This window comes from Ruegeria sp. BH8, assembly GCF_056538065.1.
The window spans coordinates 33,040-46,688 of record NZ_JBQFSP010000004.1; the positions used below are offsets into that span (position 1 = coordinate 33,040).

The 13,649-nt window shown below is 60.8% G+C and carries 19 protein-coding genes; 9 read left to right on the top strand and 10 right to left on the bottom strand.

Annotated features, from left to right (window positions below):
* Positions 1–10: 10 nt before the first annotated feature.
* The 3 genes from ACR0AD_RS10025 to folK form a co-directional block, all read right to left on the bottom strand.
* Entirely contained in the window at positions 11–2,143 is a 2,133-nt protein-coding gene (locus ACR0AD_RS10025; protein WP_480487142.1) for a RelA/SpoT family protein, read from the bottom strand.
* A gap of 26 nt (positions 2,144–2,169) precedes the next feature.
* Positions 2,170–2,523 carry a DNA-directed RNA polymerase subunit omega gene (gene rpoZ, locus ACR0AD_RS10030; RefSeq protein ID WP_209506215.1) on the bottom strand — a complete coding sequence of 118 codons (354 nt, stop codon included), beginning with the start codon at positions 2,521–2,523 and terminating at the stop codon, positions 2,170–2,172.
* Between the two features lie 94 nt (positions 2,524–2,617).
* Positions 2,618–3,187: a 2-amino-4-hydroxy-6-hydroxymethyldihydropteridine diphosphokinase gene (folK, locus tag ACR0AD_RS10035; protein WP_480487144.1), complete on the bottom strand. Its 570-nt coding sequence runs from the start codon at positions 3,185–3,187 to the stop codon at positions 2,618–2,620.
* A 145-nt stretch (positions 3,188–3,332) separates the two neighbouring features.
* Between folK and ACR0AD_RS10040 the strand changes: the two genes are divergently transcribed.
* The 7 genes from ACR0AD_RS10040 to ACR0AD_RS10070 all read left to right on the top strand — a co-directional run bounded on the left by ACR0AD_RS10040 (position 3,333) and on the right by ACR0AD_RS10070 (position 7,828).
* Positions 3,333–3,908: a LabA-like NYN domain-containing protein gene (locus tag ACR0AD_RS10040; protein WP_209506211.1), complete on the top strand. Its 576-nt coding sequence runs from the start codon at positions 3,333–3,335 to the stop codon at positions 3,906–3,908.
* Between the two features lie 189 nt (positions 3,909–4,097).
* Positions 4,098–5,048: a 4-hydroxy-3-methylbut-2-enyl diphosphate reductase gene (ispH, locus tag ACR0AD_RS10045; protein WP_480483764.1), complete on the top strand. Its 951-nt coding sequence runs from the start codon at positions 4,098–4,100 to the stop codon at positions 5,046–5,048.
* Positions 5,045–5,497, top strand: a complete 453-nt coding sequence (locus ACR0AD_RS10050) for a DUF3429 domain-containing protein (RefSeq protein ID WP_480487145.1) — start codon at positions 5,045–5,047, stop codon at positions 5,495–5,497. Before ispH ends, ACR0AD_RS10050 begins: the two co-directional genes overlap by 4 nt.
* Positions 5,494–6,081 (top strand): class I SAM-dependent methyltransferase, encoded by a 588-nt coding sequence (locus tag ACR0AD_RS10055; RefSeq protein ID WP_480487147.1) that lies wholly within the window; start codon positions 5,494–5,496, stop codon positions 6,079–6,081. The genes ACR0AD_RS10050 and ACR0AD_RS10055 overlap by 4 nt, the downstream gene beginning before the upstream one ends.
* Positions 6,074–6,541: a ribonuclease HI gene (rnhA, locus tag ACR0AD_RS10060; RefSeq protein ID WP_480487149.1), complete on the top strand. Its 468-nt coding sequence runs from the start codon at positions 6,074–6,076 to the stop codon at positions 6,539–6,541. Before ACR0AD_RS10055 ends, rnhA begins: the two co-directional genes overlap by 8 nt.
* Positions 6,538–7,161 carry a trimeric intracellular cation channel family protein gene (locus tag ACR0AD_RS10065; RefSeq protein WP_267364069.1) on the top strand — a complete coding sequence of 208 codons (624 nt, stop codon included), beginning with the start codon at positions 6,538–6,540 and terminating at the stop codon, positions 7,159–7,161. Before rnhA ends, ACR0AD_RS10065 begins: the two co-directional genes overlap by 4 nt.
* A gap of 64 nt (positions 7,162–7,225) precedes the next feature.
* Positions 7,226–7,828: a COG3904 family protein gene (locus tag ACR0AD_RS10070; protein ID WP_480487151.1), complete on the top strand. Its 603-nt coding sequence runs from the start codon at positions 7,226–7,228 to the stop codon at positions 7,826–7,828.
* Between the two features lie 61 nt (positions 7,829–7,889).
* Here ACR0AD_RS10070 and ACR0AD_RS10075 read toward each other — a convergent pair whose 3' ends face one another.
* The 5 genes from ACR0AD_RS10075 to def (ACR0AD_RS10095) are packed head-to-tail and all read right to left on the bottom strand — an operon-like array spanning position 7,890 to position 10,328.
* On the bottom strand, positions 7,890–8,108 hold the full coding sequence (locus ACR0AD_RS10075) for a GlsB/YeaQ/YmgE family stress response membrane protein (RefSeq protein ID WP_480487153.1): 219 nt from the start codon (positions 8,106–8,108) through the stop codon (positions 7,890–7,892).
* Between the two features lies 1 nt (position 8,109).
* Positions 8,110–8,346 (bottom strand): hypothetical protein, encoded by a 237-nt coding sequence (locus ACR0AD_RS10080; protein ID WP_267364066.1) that lies wholly within the window; start codon positions 8,344–8,346, stop codon positions 8,110–8,112.
* A gap of 10 nt (positions 8,347–8,356) precedes the next feature.
* Complete coding sequence (gene fmt, locus ACR0AD_RS10085; RefSeq protein ID WP_480487155.1) at positions 8,357–9,265, bottom strand: methionyl-tRNA formyltransferase; 909 nt, start codon at positions 9,263–9,265, stop codon at positions 8,357–8,359.
* 53 nt (positions 9,266–9,318) lie between these two features.
* Positions 9,319–9,813, bottom strand: coding sequence for a peptide deformylase (gene def, locus ACR0AD_RS10090; RefSeq protein WP_480487157.1), 495 nt, complete (start codon positions 9,811–9,813; stop codon positions 9,319–9,321).
* Positions 9,810–10,328 carry a peptide deformylase gene (gene def / locus ACR0AD_RS10095; RefSeq protein WP_209506185.1) on the bottom strand — a complete coding sequence of 173 codons (519 nt, stop codon included), beginning with the start codon at positions 10,326–10,328 and terminating at the stop codon, positions 9,810–9,812. Before def (ACR0AD_RS10095) ends, def (ACR0AD_RS10090) begins: the two co-directional genes overlap by 4 nt.
* A gap of 94 nt (positions 10,329–10,422) precedes the next feature.
* On the opposite strand from def (ACR0AD_RS10095), the gene ACR0AD_RS10100 reads away from it, so the two are divergent.
* Complete coding sequence (locus tag ACR0AD_RS10100) at positions 10,423–11,595, top strand: MalY/PatB family protein (RefSeq protein WP_480487159.1); 1,173 nt, start codon at positions 10,423–10,425, stop codon at positions 11,593–11,595.
* Positions 11,596–11,746: 151 nt separating this feature from the next.
* Here ACR0AD_RS10100 and ACR0AD_RS10105 read toward each other — a convergent pair whose 3' ends face one another.
* Positions 11,747–12,100 carry a hypothetical protein gene (locus tag ACR0AD_RS10105; protein ID WP_209506181.1) on the bottom strand — a complete coding sequence of 118 codons (354 nt, stop codon included), beginning with the start codon at positions 12,098–12,100 and terminating at the stop codon, positions 11,747–11,749.
* A 212-nt stretch (positions 12,101–12,312) separates the two neighbouring features.
* Here ACR0AD_RS10105 and ACR0AD_RS10110 point away from each other — a divergent pair, with 212 nt between their 5' ends.
* Positions 12,313–13,302, top strand: a complete 990-nt coding sequence (locus tag ACR0AD_RS10110) for a glutathione S-transferase family protein (RefSeq protein WP_480487161.1) — start codon at positions 12,313–12,315, stop codon at positions 13,300–13,302.
* Here ACR0AD_RS10110 and ACR0AD_RS10115 read toward each other — a convergent pair.
* Positions 13,284–13,646, bottom strand: coding sequence for a response regulator transcription factor (locus tag ACR0AD_RS10115; protein WP_209506176.1), 363 nt, complete (start codon positions 13,644–13,646; stop codon positions 13,284–13,286). The genes ACR0AD_RS10110 and ACR0AD_RS10115 overlap by 19 nt on opposite strands.
* Between the last annotated feature and the right edge of the window lie 3 nt (positions 13,647–13,649).

The following is a 13,649-nucleotide window of genomic DNA, read 5'->3' on the forward strand; positions in this document are numbered from 1 at the left end:
TCACCCCTTCTCAGCCAGCCGCGGTCGCGGTTTTGGTCCGGTCCCGATAACGCTCGACCGCTGCAACGTCGCTTTCAGCCTCAAGCATCAGCATCAGCGAATGCAACTGTTCAAGGTCGCGCAGTTCGACATTGATCAGCAGGCGGTAAAAATCCGGTTTGCGGTCCACAAATTCCAGGTTTGAGATATTGGCCTTTTTCTCGCCGATCAATGTGCAAATGCGCCCCAGAACCCCGGCATCGTTGCCGATGGTCAGATCCAGTGTCGCCCCATAGACGGCCGGGTGCGTGCCCGAATGCCAGTGCAGATCGACCCAGCGTTCCGGTTCGCTTTCATATTGGCTGAGCTTGTCGCAGTCGATGGCGTGCACCACAACGCCCTTGCCCCGGTAGGTAATGCCGACGATCCGTTCGCCCGGCAGCGGCTGGCAGCAGGGCGCGCGGTCGAATTTCTGGCCGGGCTCAAGACCGATCACGGCACGCCGCAGCGGGATGGCGTCGCCTTCATCCTTGGCCAGTTCTGGATAAACGGCCTGAACCACCTCATGGGCGGTCAGTTCGGCACTGCCCAAACGGGCCAGCAATTCATGCCGGTCTTTCAGGCGCAGGTGCTTGGCGGCGGTATCAAGCGCCTTGTCGGTGGCCTTGCGCCCCACATGGTCAAAGCCCGAGCGCGCCAGTTCCTTGCCCAGCTTGATGAACCGTTCGCGATCCACCTCGCGCAGGGCGCGACGGATGGCGGTACGGGCCTTGCCGGTGACTGCAATCTCAAGCCACGTGACCTGCGGTGTCTGCCCGTCAGCGGTGATGATATCCACGGACTGGCCGTTCTTCATCCGCGTCCAGAGCGGCACGCGAATGCCATCGACCTTGGCCCCCACGCAGGCATGGCCGATCCGGGTGTGGATGGCATAGGCGAAATCGATCGGGGTCGCGCCCCGCGGCAGTTTCACAACGTCGCCCTTGGGGGTGAAGCAAAAGACCTGGTCCGAATACATCTCGAGCTTGACGGCTTCGAGGAAATCTTCGTGATCATCCTCGTTGTCAAATTGCTCGGTCAGGTTGGATATCCACTTCGCCGGGTCGACGGCAAAGGGGTTTTCCGTGCGCACCCCGTCCCGGTAGGACCAGTGCGCCGCAACGCCGGTTTCGGCCACATCGTGCATCTGGCGGGTGCGGATCTGAACCTCGACCCGTTTGCCGTCGCGCCCTGAAACCGTGGTATGGATTGAACGGTAGCCGTTCGATTTCGGCTGGCTGATATAGTCCTTGAACCGCCCCGGCACCGCGCGCCAGCGCTGATGGATGGCCCCAAGCGTGCGATAGCAGTCTTCTTCCGTCTGCGTGATGATGCGGAACCCGTAGATGTCCGAGAGGCGCGAGAAGCCCTGATCCTTTTCCTGCATCTTGCGCCAGATCGAATAGGGTTTCTTGGCGCGGCCAAAGACTTCGGCCTCAATGCCTGCCTTTTCCAGCTCGTGGCGCATGTCGCCGGTAATGCGGTGGATCACATCGCCGGTTTCGCGTTGCAGCGTGATAAAGCGACGGATGATCGACTGGCGGCCTTCGGGATTCAGGACGCGGAACGCGAGGTCTTCAAGCTCCTCGCGCATCCATTGCATCCCCATGCGGCCCGCAAGCGGCGCGTAGATATCCATCGTCTCGCGCGCTTTCTGAACCTGCTTTTCGGGCCGCATCGCCTTGATGGTGCGCATGTTGTGCAGACGGTCGGCCAGCTTGACCAGAATGACCCGCAGGTCCTTGGACATGGCCATGAACAGCTTGCGGAAATTCTCGGCCTGTTTGGTTTCGCGGCTGGACAGTTGCAGGTTGGTCAGCTTGGTGACGCCATCGACCAGTTTGGCGACCTCATCCCCGAACAGGTCGGACACCTTGCCGTAATTGGCCTTGGTGTCTTCGATCGTGTCGTGCAGCAATGCGGTGATGATCGTCGCATCATCCAGACGCTGTTCGGTCAGGATGGCGGCAACGGCAACAGGGTGGGTAAAGTAGGGCTCGCCAGAGTGGCGGAGTTGCCCTGCATGCATCTGCTGGCCAAACTCATAGGCCAGCGCGAGACGTTCAGCATTCGTCTTGGGATTGTAGTTGCGGACCAGCGCAATCAGATCGTCAGCAGAAATCATCCGGCCCGCACCTTCGTCTTTGGAGCTTACCCCTGCCCTTGAGCCTCCATCAGAGCGCGCAGGAGCTTTTCTTCGGACATGTCGTCCATCGCAGGCTTGTCCGACTCGGCACCCATCAGCAGCGCCATCTGATCTTCTTCCGGCTCATCAACCTCGATCTGGGTCTGGTTGGCCTCGATCAGGCGTTCGCGCAGGGCGTCCGCGCCTTGGGTCTCGTCGGCGATTTCGCGCAGGGACACGACAGGGTTCTTGTCGTTGTCGCGGTCAACGGTAATCGCGGCACCGGCAGAAATCTCGCGCGCCCGATGGGCGGCCAGCATCACCAGTTCGAACCGGTTTGGAACCTTGTCTACGCAATCTTCAACCGTCACGCGGGCCATTGGGCGCTCTCCGTTTCTGAGTCCATGTCAGGAAGAGGTTTATCTAAGCGCGATTCCGCGCCTTGACAAGCAGGAAATGCTGCATTTGCAGGGATCACAGCGGCGTGACCGCTGCAACCTCGGATGGGGGCAGGTCGGCGACCATCTGGGAAACCGTGCGATCAAGCACGGGGTGGCGCCAGTCGGGCACAATATCCGCCATCGGCACAAGCACAAAAGCGCGGTCCTGAAGGCGCGGATGCGGCAGGATCAACTGTTCCGGTGCTTCTTGCCGCTGTGCCTCGGGCGGCAGAGTCAGCCAGCGGTCGAACAGGGCGCGGTCGGGCAGAATCTGATCGCCATAGCACACAAGATCCAGATCCAGCGTCCGCATTCCCCAGCGCTGCACCCGTTCACGACCGAACTGGTGTTCAACCTCGTGCAGTACGCGCAAAAGCTCGGCCGGGGATTTGTCGGTTTCGATCAGCACAGCCGCATTCACGTAATCCGGACCAGCGCCAGCGGGGAAGCAAGGCGTCGCAAAAAACCGGCTGACAGAGCGAATCACTACGCCCTGCTGCGAAAGTGCGTCAATTGCGCGCTGTAGCGTTACAGCGGGCCCATTTCCTCTCAGATCGAGATTTGCGCCCAATGCCACAACAGCGTTTGGCAATGAATTGTGCATATGCTACCCTATATTCGACACATTGCATACTTGCGATAACGGCCAAAAGTTCTAACTATAAGCCCACCAGATTGCGTCAATTTATAAAACACCCACTCACTCACGTAACGCGGCGCAGTCTGGATTATACCGGAAGGACCTATTTATGTTTTATAAGGACGAACGGCTAGCGCTGTTCATCGACGGCTCGAACCTTTATGCCGCGGCAAAAGCACTCGGTTTCGACATAGACTACAAACTTCTGCGGCAGGAATTCATGCGCCGTGGCAAGTTGCTTCGGGCTTTCTACTATACAGCGCTGCTTGAAAACGACGAGTATTCACCGATCCGCCCATTGGTTGACTGGCTTCATTACAACGGCTTCACCATGGTCACAAAACCGGCCAAGGAATACACCGACAGCATGGGGCGTCGGAAAGTCAAAGGAAACATGGATATCGAACTGACTGTCGATGCCATGGAACTGGCACCGCGTGTGGATCATATCGTGCTGTTCTCGGGTGACGGGGATTTCCGCCCGCTGATCGCCAGCCTGCAACGTCAGGGCGTTCGCGTGTCGGTCGTGTCAACGATCCGCAGCCAGCCGCCAATGATTTCGGACGAGCTGCGCCGTCAGGCCGACAACTTCATCGAGTTGGAGGATCTGCGTGACGTGATCGGTCGCCCGCCGCGTGAAATGCCGGCAGAGCATCGCAGCGTCGCGGTTGCAGGCGGCAGCTGATCCGGCACCACTGCCTGTTGATGGGAAAAATTCGCGCGGTCAGGACCGGGGTCCTGGCCGCGCTTCTTTAACTAAGGATTGGTGCTGAAACATCCTCTGACTAACAACGATTCGTGTCAGATGAATGACAATGTCCTGTCTGGACCAAGGCCGGGAAAAGACTTACCTGTGCCCTAAGGAGACAGCCGAATGACCAAGCCGCCACTGACACTTTATCTGGCCGCCCCCCGCGGGTTCTGCGCCGGTGTGGACCGCGCCATCAAGATCGTTGAAATGGCCCTGCAGAAATGGGGGGCACCGGTCTATGTGCGCCACGAGATCGTGCATAACAAATTCGTGGTCGACGGGTTGCGGGCCCAAGGTGCTGTGTTTGTCGAAGAACTGCATGAATGCCCCGATGACCGCCCGGTGATCTTTTCCGCCCATGGTGTTCCTAAATCGGTACCAGCCGAAGCCGCGCAGCGTGAGATGATCTATGTGGATGCCACCTGTCCGCTAGTGTCGAAGGTTCATGTCGAGGCGCAGCGCCATGCGGATGCGGGATTGCAGATGATCATGATCGGCCACAAGGGCCATCCCGAAACCGTTGGCACCATGGGACAGCTGCCCGAGGGTGATGTGCTGCTGGTCGAAACGGTCGAGGATGTGGCCGCCGTGCAGGTGCGCGACCCCGACGCGCTGGCCTTTGTCACCCAGACCACCCTGTCGGTGGATGATACCAAGGACATCATCGCAGCCCTTCAGGCCCGGTTCCCGGCCATTGTCGGCCCGCATAAGGAAGACATTTGCTATGCCACGACCAACCGGCAGGAGGCCGTGAAGGCCGTGGCCCCCAAGGCCGATGCGCTGCTGGTTGTGGGGGCTCCGAACTCGTCCAATTCCCGCCGTCTGGTCGAGGTTGCATCGCGCGAGGGGTGCAAATACGCGCAACTGGTCCAGCGCGCGACCGAAATCGACTGGCGCGCTTTGCAGGGCATCAAAAGCGTTGCGGTGACCGCTGGCGCATCGGCCCCGGAATTGCTGGTGAACGAGGTGATCGACGCCTTCCGCGATCACTATGATGTCACTGTCGAGCCGGTCGAGACCGCAACCGAAAACGTCGAGTTCAAAGTACCGCGCGTGTTGAGGCAACCGGCGTGATCGGCGTGCCGAAGGCGCCGCTCTATCTGGGGCTGGCGGGACTGGTCCCGTTTGTCTGGGGCGCGCTGACCTATCTGAACGGTGATCTGAACGCCTGGGGCGCGCGCAGCTTTGGCCCACGCTTTGTTGGCCCTTATGTGCAGCTGTTCTATGGCTCGGTCATCCTGAGCTTTATGTCAGGTGTGCTGTGGGGCTTTGCCACCAAGACCTCGGGCAGCAAGGCGGCGCTGTGTTATGGGCTGTCGGTCCTGCCTGCGCTGTGGGCCTTTGCCATGACAAGCGGCGGGCCGGTCACTGCAGGCACCAATCTGATCTACGGGTTCACCGGCTTGCTGCTGCTGGACGCCCTGTTTTCATACTGGCGGCTGACGCCGGTCTGGTGGATGCAGCTGCGTATCCTGCTGACCGCAATCGTTCTGGCCAGCCTAGCCGTAGGAGTGTACCTGTGAGCGACAAACGCACGATTGATGCCTATACGAACAGAGTAAACGAATATCTGGCCATTCCTCTGCCAGCCGAACAGCTCAAGACCCGTCAGGATTTTGCCGATGCGGTCGGTGCGGGCGGCTATGTGCTGGATCTGGGGTCAGGCCCCGGATCGGACAGCGGTTTCCTGATGCGTCAGGGGCTGAAGGTGCGGGCGCTGGATGCCACCCCCGCCTTTGTCGAACATGCCCGCCAGAACGGGGTGGACGCGCATCTGGGTACGTTCGACGATGTTACCGAAACCGCCGAATATGATGGAGTTTACGCCAGTTTTTCCCTGCTGCACGCGCCGCGTGCGGATTTTCCGCGTCACCTGAAAGCGATCCACACGGCCCTGAAGCCCGGCGGCCAGCTGTTTCTGGGCATGAAGCTGGGCACGGGCGAGCATCGTGACGATCTGGACCGCTATTACACCTATTACTCGGAAGCCGAGATCCGAGAGGCGCTGACCCAGGCCGGGTTCACGGTTGACCGCACGGTCGAAGGGATGGGCAAGGGTCTGGCCGGGTCGTACGACGGGTTTATTCTGGTGTTCGCCCATGCCTGAGTTGTTTGCCTATACAGATGGCGCCTGTTCCGGCAATCCCGGCCCCGGAGGCTGGGGCGTGCTGCTGCGCGCGATGGACGGGGACAGCGTTCTGAAAGAGCGGGAACTGAACGGCGGCGAGGCCGAGACCACCAACAACCGGATGGAGTTGCTGGCTGCCATCAGCGCGCTGGAGACGCTGGAGCGCCCGTCAAAGATCACCATTGTCACCGACAGCGCCTATGTGAAGAACGGCGTCACCGGCTGGATATTCGGCTGGAAGCGGAATGGCTGGAAAACCTCGAACAAGAAGCCGGTCAAGAATGTCGATCTGTGGCAGCGACTGGACGAGGCACAGGGTCGCCACGACGTGACGTGGGAATGGGTCAAGGGCCATGCGGGCCATCCCGAAAACGAAAAGGCCGATGAACTGGCCCGCGCAGGCATGGCGCCCTTCAAGCCGAAAAAGGCGCAGGCGTGAGCGCGCTGACGCTGCTGGATTATGCCTCGGTTCTGATCTTTGCGCTGACCGGGGCGCTGGTGGCCAGCCGGGCTCAGCTGGATCTGGTGGGCTTTGCCTTCATGGCCTGCCTGACCGCAGTTGGCGGCGGCACGGTGCGCGACCTGCTGCTGGACCGGCACCCGATCTTCTGGGTCGGCCAGCCGGATTACATCCTGATTGCCGTCGCGGCGGCGGTGTTTGTGTTCTTTACCGCGCATCTGGTGGAAAGCCGCTATAACTGGCTGGTCTGGCTGGACAGTTTCGCGCTGTCGGTCGCCGTTGCGGCCGGAACCGGTGCCGCGCTGTCACTGGATCAGCCCGGTATCATCGTCGTGCTGATGGGAGTGACGACCGGGTGTCTGGGCGGGCTGATGCGCGACGTGGTCTGCAACGAGGTGCCGCTGGTGCTAAAACAGGGCGAACTTTACGTCTCGTGCGCATTTGTGGGGGCGTTGACGGCGGTACTTGCGGTCAGGCTGGGGCTGGAGCCTGCCTTTGTGCTGGGCCTGTGCGCCCTTGTGTGCTGGGCCTTGCGGGCCGGGTCGCTGGTGTTTGGCTGGCAGTTGCCCGTCTACAAAAGCCGCCCGCCCCGCAACTGAACCTGTCGGTGGACGCGACCGGGGCGGGCTGATAGCTGTTTGGAACGCGCAGCCCGGAGGCCAAATGCCGTTCAGACTTACATCGATTGCGGTCTCACTGGCTTTGCTGGCCTCCTGCGGCGCATATTATGCGCCTGTCCACTTTGTTGCCGAGGGTGACCGGATCATCGCCTCGGGCACGATTGACGAAACGACGCTGTCCGCTTTTGAAGACGTCACCGCCGAAAATCCCGAAGCGCGCACGCTGGTGCTGCAATATATTGAGGGATCGGTGGATGACGACGCCAATGTCATCTTCAGCCGCGAGGTGCGCAGGGCCGGGTTCGATACCGTCGTGCCGTCGGACGGTCTGGTTGCCAGCGGCGGCACCGATCTGTTCCTGGCCGGACGCCGCCGCGTTTTGCAGCCGGGGGCCTGTGTGGGCGTGCACAGCTGGGCCGGATCGGGGCTGGTGGCCACGGAGCTGCCCGAGGATGACCCGGAACATGACCGCTATCTGGATTATTTCAGGGACATTGGCGTCGATGAGGCGTTTTACTGGTACACGCTGTATGCGGCCCCCGCCGACAGCATCCACTGGATGACCGCCGCCGAGGCGAACCGGTTCGATATGACGACGAAAGCCGCCCCGGCGCTTGGTTCAGCGCTGGAGTGCGACGAGCGCTGATCTGCTGCACTATCTTGTCGAGTGAAGGTTTCCGGGACGGAATGCGGGGCCAAGGAATATGCTAGCGGCGCAGGTAGGTCAGCCAGATCCAGATCACCAGCAATGCGCCCAGAACCGCGCCCGCAAAGCCCGACATCCAGCCAGCGTCGGGTATCAGAGACCACAGAAGGGGCCCACCGATCATAGCCCCAACAATGCCGATCAGCATCGTCGCCGGGAGCAACCTGGCGAGCAAAACTTCAAGCGCAGCTTGGATGATGATCAGAGCGACGATGGGCATGTCATTTTCGCCAATGGGTCGGCACGATGATCAGCGCGCCGATAGACGAGATCACCGCATCCAGACCGGGAGGGCCAAAGCTGATCCCGAACATGATGCGGATGAAGTAGAACAGGAACGCCCCGCCCACGCAGATGATGATCGACTGAAGATAGCCGTTATGAGTGAACCCGGTCTGTTCGGACAGATATCCGACGATCCCGGCAATCACGACGGTCCCCATCATCACCATGAACATCGGGCTTCTCCTAGGTCAGGCGGGTGCCGGTGGGAATGGGCCAGCCCCGCAGGAAGGTTTCCCTATCCTGCGCGCCTTTGCCCGCCCGTTGCAAGCGCAGCAGTTCGACCGCGCCCTGACCACAGGCCACGTGCAGGTCGTTGTTCAGAACCTCACCCGCTGCGCCCTGCCCGTCTGCCAGCCGCGATGCCAGCAGCTTGACGCGTTCGCCATTCATTTCGGTCCATGCGCCGGGAAAGGGTGACAGCCCGCGGATTTGCCTGTCGACCTCGACCGCCGGGCGTGCCCAGTCGATGCGGGCCTCGGACTTGTCGATCTTGGCGGCATAGGTCACGCCATCCTCGGGCTGCGGTTCCGGTATCAGGTCCGGCAGCTTGGCCAGAGCCTCGACGATCAGCGCGGCCCCCATGGCCGAGAGCCGGTCATGCAGGTGCGCGGTGGTTTCTTCAGCCTCAATCGCGGTTGCCTGTCGCAGCAGGACCGGGCCGGTGTCCAAACCGGCCTCCATCTGCATGATGCAGATCCCGGTTTCGGCATCGCCGGACATAATCGCCCGGTGGATCGGGGCGGCACCGCGCCAGCGCGGCAGCAGGCTGGCGTGGATGTTCAGGCAGCCGTGTCGCGGCGCGTCCAGAATGGGTTGCGGCAGGATCAGGCCATAAGCGACGACGACGGCGATATCGGCGTTCAGCGCGGCAAATGCGGTTTGTTCGTCAGCGGATTTCAGAGAGGTTGGGTGGCGAACGGGCAGGCCCAGCGCCTCGGCCCGGGCATGAACCGGTGTCGGGCGGTCTTTCTTGCCGCGTCCGGCGGGGCGCGGGGGCTGACAGTAGACGGCGGCGATGTCGTGCCCGGCCCTGACGAGTGCGTCCAGCACCGGGACCGAAAAATCAGGGGTTCCCATGAAGATGATGCGCATCGTTGGCTCCGGCAGTTGGGACGGGTGCCGGGCTGAAGCCCGGCCTACGGATGTCAGGGTTGTTTGCGGGCCTTGCGCAGCAGCATGTCACGTTTGACCTTGCTGAGCCGGTCGAAATACATCCGCCCGTTCAGGTGGTCGATCTGATGTTGTACGCTGGTCGCGTCGATCCCGACGAAATCGCGGCGGTCCAGCATGCCATGTTCGTTCAGGAACTTCACGGTCACCGCGCGCGGGCGTTTGATTGTGGCCGAGACGCCGGGCAGGTTCGGGCTGGCCTCTTCATGTTCGCGCAGTTCGATCGAGCTGTGCAGGATTTCCGGGTTTGCCAGACGCACGGCCCGGCCCCGTTCGGCAGAACCGTCAACAACGGCCAGCCGCAGCATCACCCCGATCTGTGGCGCGGCAAGACCGACGCCGGGCATCGCCTCCATCGTGTCGATCATGTCGTCCCAGATGGCGCGGATCTCATCGGTGATCTCGGGCACCTCATCCGCCTTGGTGCGCAGGCGTTTGTCAGGCCATGGCAGGCAGGTACGAACGGTCATGCACGGGCCCGTTCGCGTTTGAGCTTTTGCATCTTGCGGGTGATCATCTGCCGTTTCAGCGGCTTGAGATAGTCGATGAAAAGCTTGCCGTCCAAATGATCGATCTCGTGCTGAACACAGGTGGCCCAGAGCCCGTCAAAGGTTTCCTGTTGCAGGTTTCCGTCGCGGTCCATCCATGTCACATCGACCACTTTGGGGCGCGTCACCTCGGCGTATTGATCAGGGATCGACAGGCAGCCTTCCTCGTAGACATTGGTTTCTTCCGAGGCCGCGATGACCTGCGGGTTGAACATGATCAGGGGGCGCGGAGCCTCGCCTTCTTCCTTGACGCAATCCAGCACGATCAAGCGATCCAGCACGCCGATCTGTGGCGCGGCAAGGCCAACACCGGGGGCGTCATACATCGTTTCCAGCATGTCATCGGCCAGCGCGCGCAGGTCGTCCGTGAGGTCGGCCACGGGGGCGCAGACCTTCTTGAGACGGGGGTCGGGATAGATCAGGATGTTACGTTTCATGAGGCTGATTTAGGGCATCGTGCCCCGCGCCGCAACGCCCCCCTTGCACCTGCCCGATTTGCGGTTAGCTTTCGGTCGAGAAAATGGAGCAGACATGACTTTCAACGACCTGATCGACCGCCGGGGCACCAACAGTACCAAATGGGACAAGATGGAGATGCTGTATGGCGTCTCGCCCGAGGACGGGCTGGCCATGTGGACGGCCGATTCCGATTACCCGACAGCCCCCTGCGTGATCGACGCGGTGCGCAAGGCCGCGGATCACGGCGTGTTCGGGTATTCCTGGGCGCACCCGGAGTATCTGGCCTCGGTCCAGTGGTGGATGAAAACCCGCCACGATTGGGAAATCGACACGGACTGGGTTCTGACCACTCAGGGCTTGGGCAATGCAATCGCCCTGTCGCTGGATGTCTGGACCGATCACGGTGATGGCATCGTGATCTTTACCCCCGTTTACCATGAGTTTGCCCACAAGGTGAACAAATCGGGCCGCCGGGTCGTGGAATGCCCTTTGGTGCGGGACGGGGAAAGTTATGGCCTTGACCTGGACGACGCCCAGTCGCGGCTGGACGGGTCCGAGAAGATGTTGCTGTGGTGTTCGCCGCAGAACCCGTCGGGCCGGGTCTGGACACCGGAGGAACTGCGCGCCGTTGCCGCATTTGCCGAGCGTAACGGGCTGATCCTTGTGTCAGACGAGATTCACCACGATCTGGTCTATCCCGGCGCCAAATTTGTGCCGATGGATGTGGCGGCCCCGGATGCACGCCCGTGGACAGTGACGCTGACTGCGGCATCGAAGACCTTCAACATCGCCGGGCAGCGGACCGGCAACATGATCATTCCCGACCCCAAACTGCGCGAGGCGATGAAGCATCGGCTGGCAACGCTGGATTATGGCCCCAGCGCGTTGGGTGTGGCGATGATCACCGCCGCCTACAGCCCGGCCGGCGCGGATTGGGTGGATGCGCAGATCGCGCATCTGCAAGGAAACCGGCGTCTGTTCGATCAGACCATCGCCGAGATTCCGGGCCTGTGGTCGATGCCCTTGCAGGCAACCTATCTGGCCTGGGTCGATTTTTCCGGCACCGGCATGGATCACGCTGAATTTGTCCGCCGATTGCGCGAGGACGCGCGGATTGCAACCTCGTCCGGGCCGGGCTTTGGCACTGGCGGAGAGACCTTCGAACGGTTCAACCTGGCCACGCAACGGGCGCGGGTCGAGGAAGCTTGCGTGCGACTGAAACGGGCCTTTGGTGACCTGCAATAATCCAGGCGGTGGCTGGGTTGGCTGGCCTCACAATGGACCGCGCCTGTTGGCCGGGCGCGGACCTGAATGGCGAAATCCATAGCGATAGCCAGCCTAACGGCCTGTTGGGCGTTACCCTGACCTAACCCGGTACTACGATAGAACTCCGATCCTAGTCTTCGTAGCCCAGCAACGCGATGGGCGCATCCGGGGCGCGGTAGAAATCCAGCGGTGCCTTGTCATGGGCGGCGGTGCTGCGTTTGAATTCATACCGCATCTCGCCGCCTTCATCCTGATCGGCAATGATCAGGCATTGATACAGAAGATTGGCCCCGTCATAAATATCGACCAACCCGCGCAGGCGCGGTGTTGTTTCCGCCTCAACCGTGAAACCATCTTTCCACAATTTGAGAATTTTGTAGGTATTGTCGCCCATCTGGACACGAAGGCGACTGGCCTTTTTCAATGTGGCGATTCGGGCCGCGTCCAACTCGGCGCGTATTTCCTTTGAAACATAAGTACTCATAAAATCACTCCCCCGCTAATGACCTCTATTGTGCGGGAACTGTTGTAAAAATCCAGTGAACGCGTTCACGCAACGGGCTGTGCCTGCGGTTTGTTGCACAGAAATCCCAGCATTGCCTGTGCGCGCATGCAGGTCTTGTGCGCGGGCAAATGCATAGGAACAGGCGGGGCTTGGACCTATCTTTGGCCAAACGCCTATGCGGAGGATGAGATATGGGCCTGCTGGTCGATGGAAAATGGCAAGACACCTGGTATGACACCAAATCCACGGGTGGCGCATTCAAACGCAGCGCGGCGCAGTTTCGCAACTGGCTGACCGCCGATGGCCGCGCGGGACCGTCGGGCAAAAGCGGGTTCCGGGCCGAAGCCGGGCGGTATCACCTGTATGTCAGCCACGCCTGCCCCTGGGCGCATCGCACCTTGATCTTTCGCGCGTTGAAGGGGCTGAGCGATCTGGTTTCGGTCTCGGTCGTGCATCCCGACATGCTGGGTCACGGCTGGACCTTTGAGGCGGATGATCACGGTGCCACGGGTGACCGTCTTTACGGGCTGAGCTATGCACATCAGATCTATACCAAGGCGGATCCGTCCTATTCCGGTCGCGTCACGGTTCCGATCCTGTGGGACAAGGCGCAGGAGACCATCGTTTCGAACGAAAGTTCGGAAATCATCCGCATGTTCAATTCGGCCTTCAACGATATCACTGGCAATACGGACGATTACTGGCCCGAGGCGATGCGGGACGAGATCGAAGAGGTCAACACGCGCATCTATTCAGACGTCAACAACGGCGTCTACAAGTCGGGCTTTGCCACCACGCAGGACGCCTATGACGCTGCCGTACACCCATTGTTCGACACGCTGGACTGGCTGGAGGAGCGTCTGGCCCGGAACCGTTACCTGATGGGGGATCGGATCACCGAAGCCGATTGGCGGTTGTTCACAACCCTGATCCGCTTCGACCCGGTCTATCACCTGCATTTCAAGTGCAACTGGCGGCGCCTGGTCGATTACCCGAACCTATGGGCCTATACGCGTGAGCTGTATCAATGGCCCGGTGTCGCCGAGACCGTGAACATGGCCCACATTGTGCGCCACTATCACTACAGCCATGACAGCATCAATCCGCACCGGATCATTCCGGTGAACCCGGTACTGGATTACATGGAGCCGCATGGACGCGGTCAGCGCCCCGCAGCGTAATGTTCGACCATCGCCGCCAGATCCTCTGGCGGCGTTTCGCTTTGAACATAGGCACAGGCATTGGGACTGTGCGCAAAAATCGACCCGTCGGAAAAGAAGGTGGTGTTGGTGACAAAAATCACCCGCGCCTCGGGGCGGCGATAGCTGGCAAAATCGGCCACAGCCAATGCGCTTCCGGTTTCCAGAACCAGATCCAGCACGATGATATCAAAATCCGTGCCATAGAGCGCCAGAATGGCGGCCTCCTGAGCGTCAACCAGCGTGACTTCAGCGTCTTGCCGCTCCAGATGTCTTTTCCAGACCCGACCAAGGTCGGGGTTACTCTCAACAATCAGAACTTTCATTTG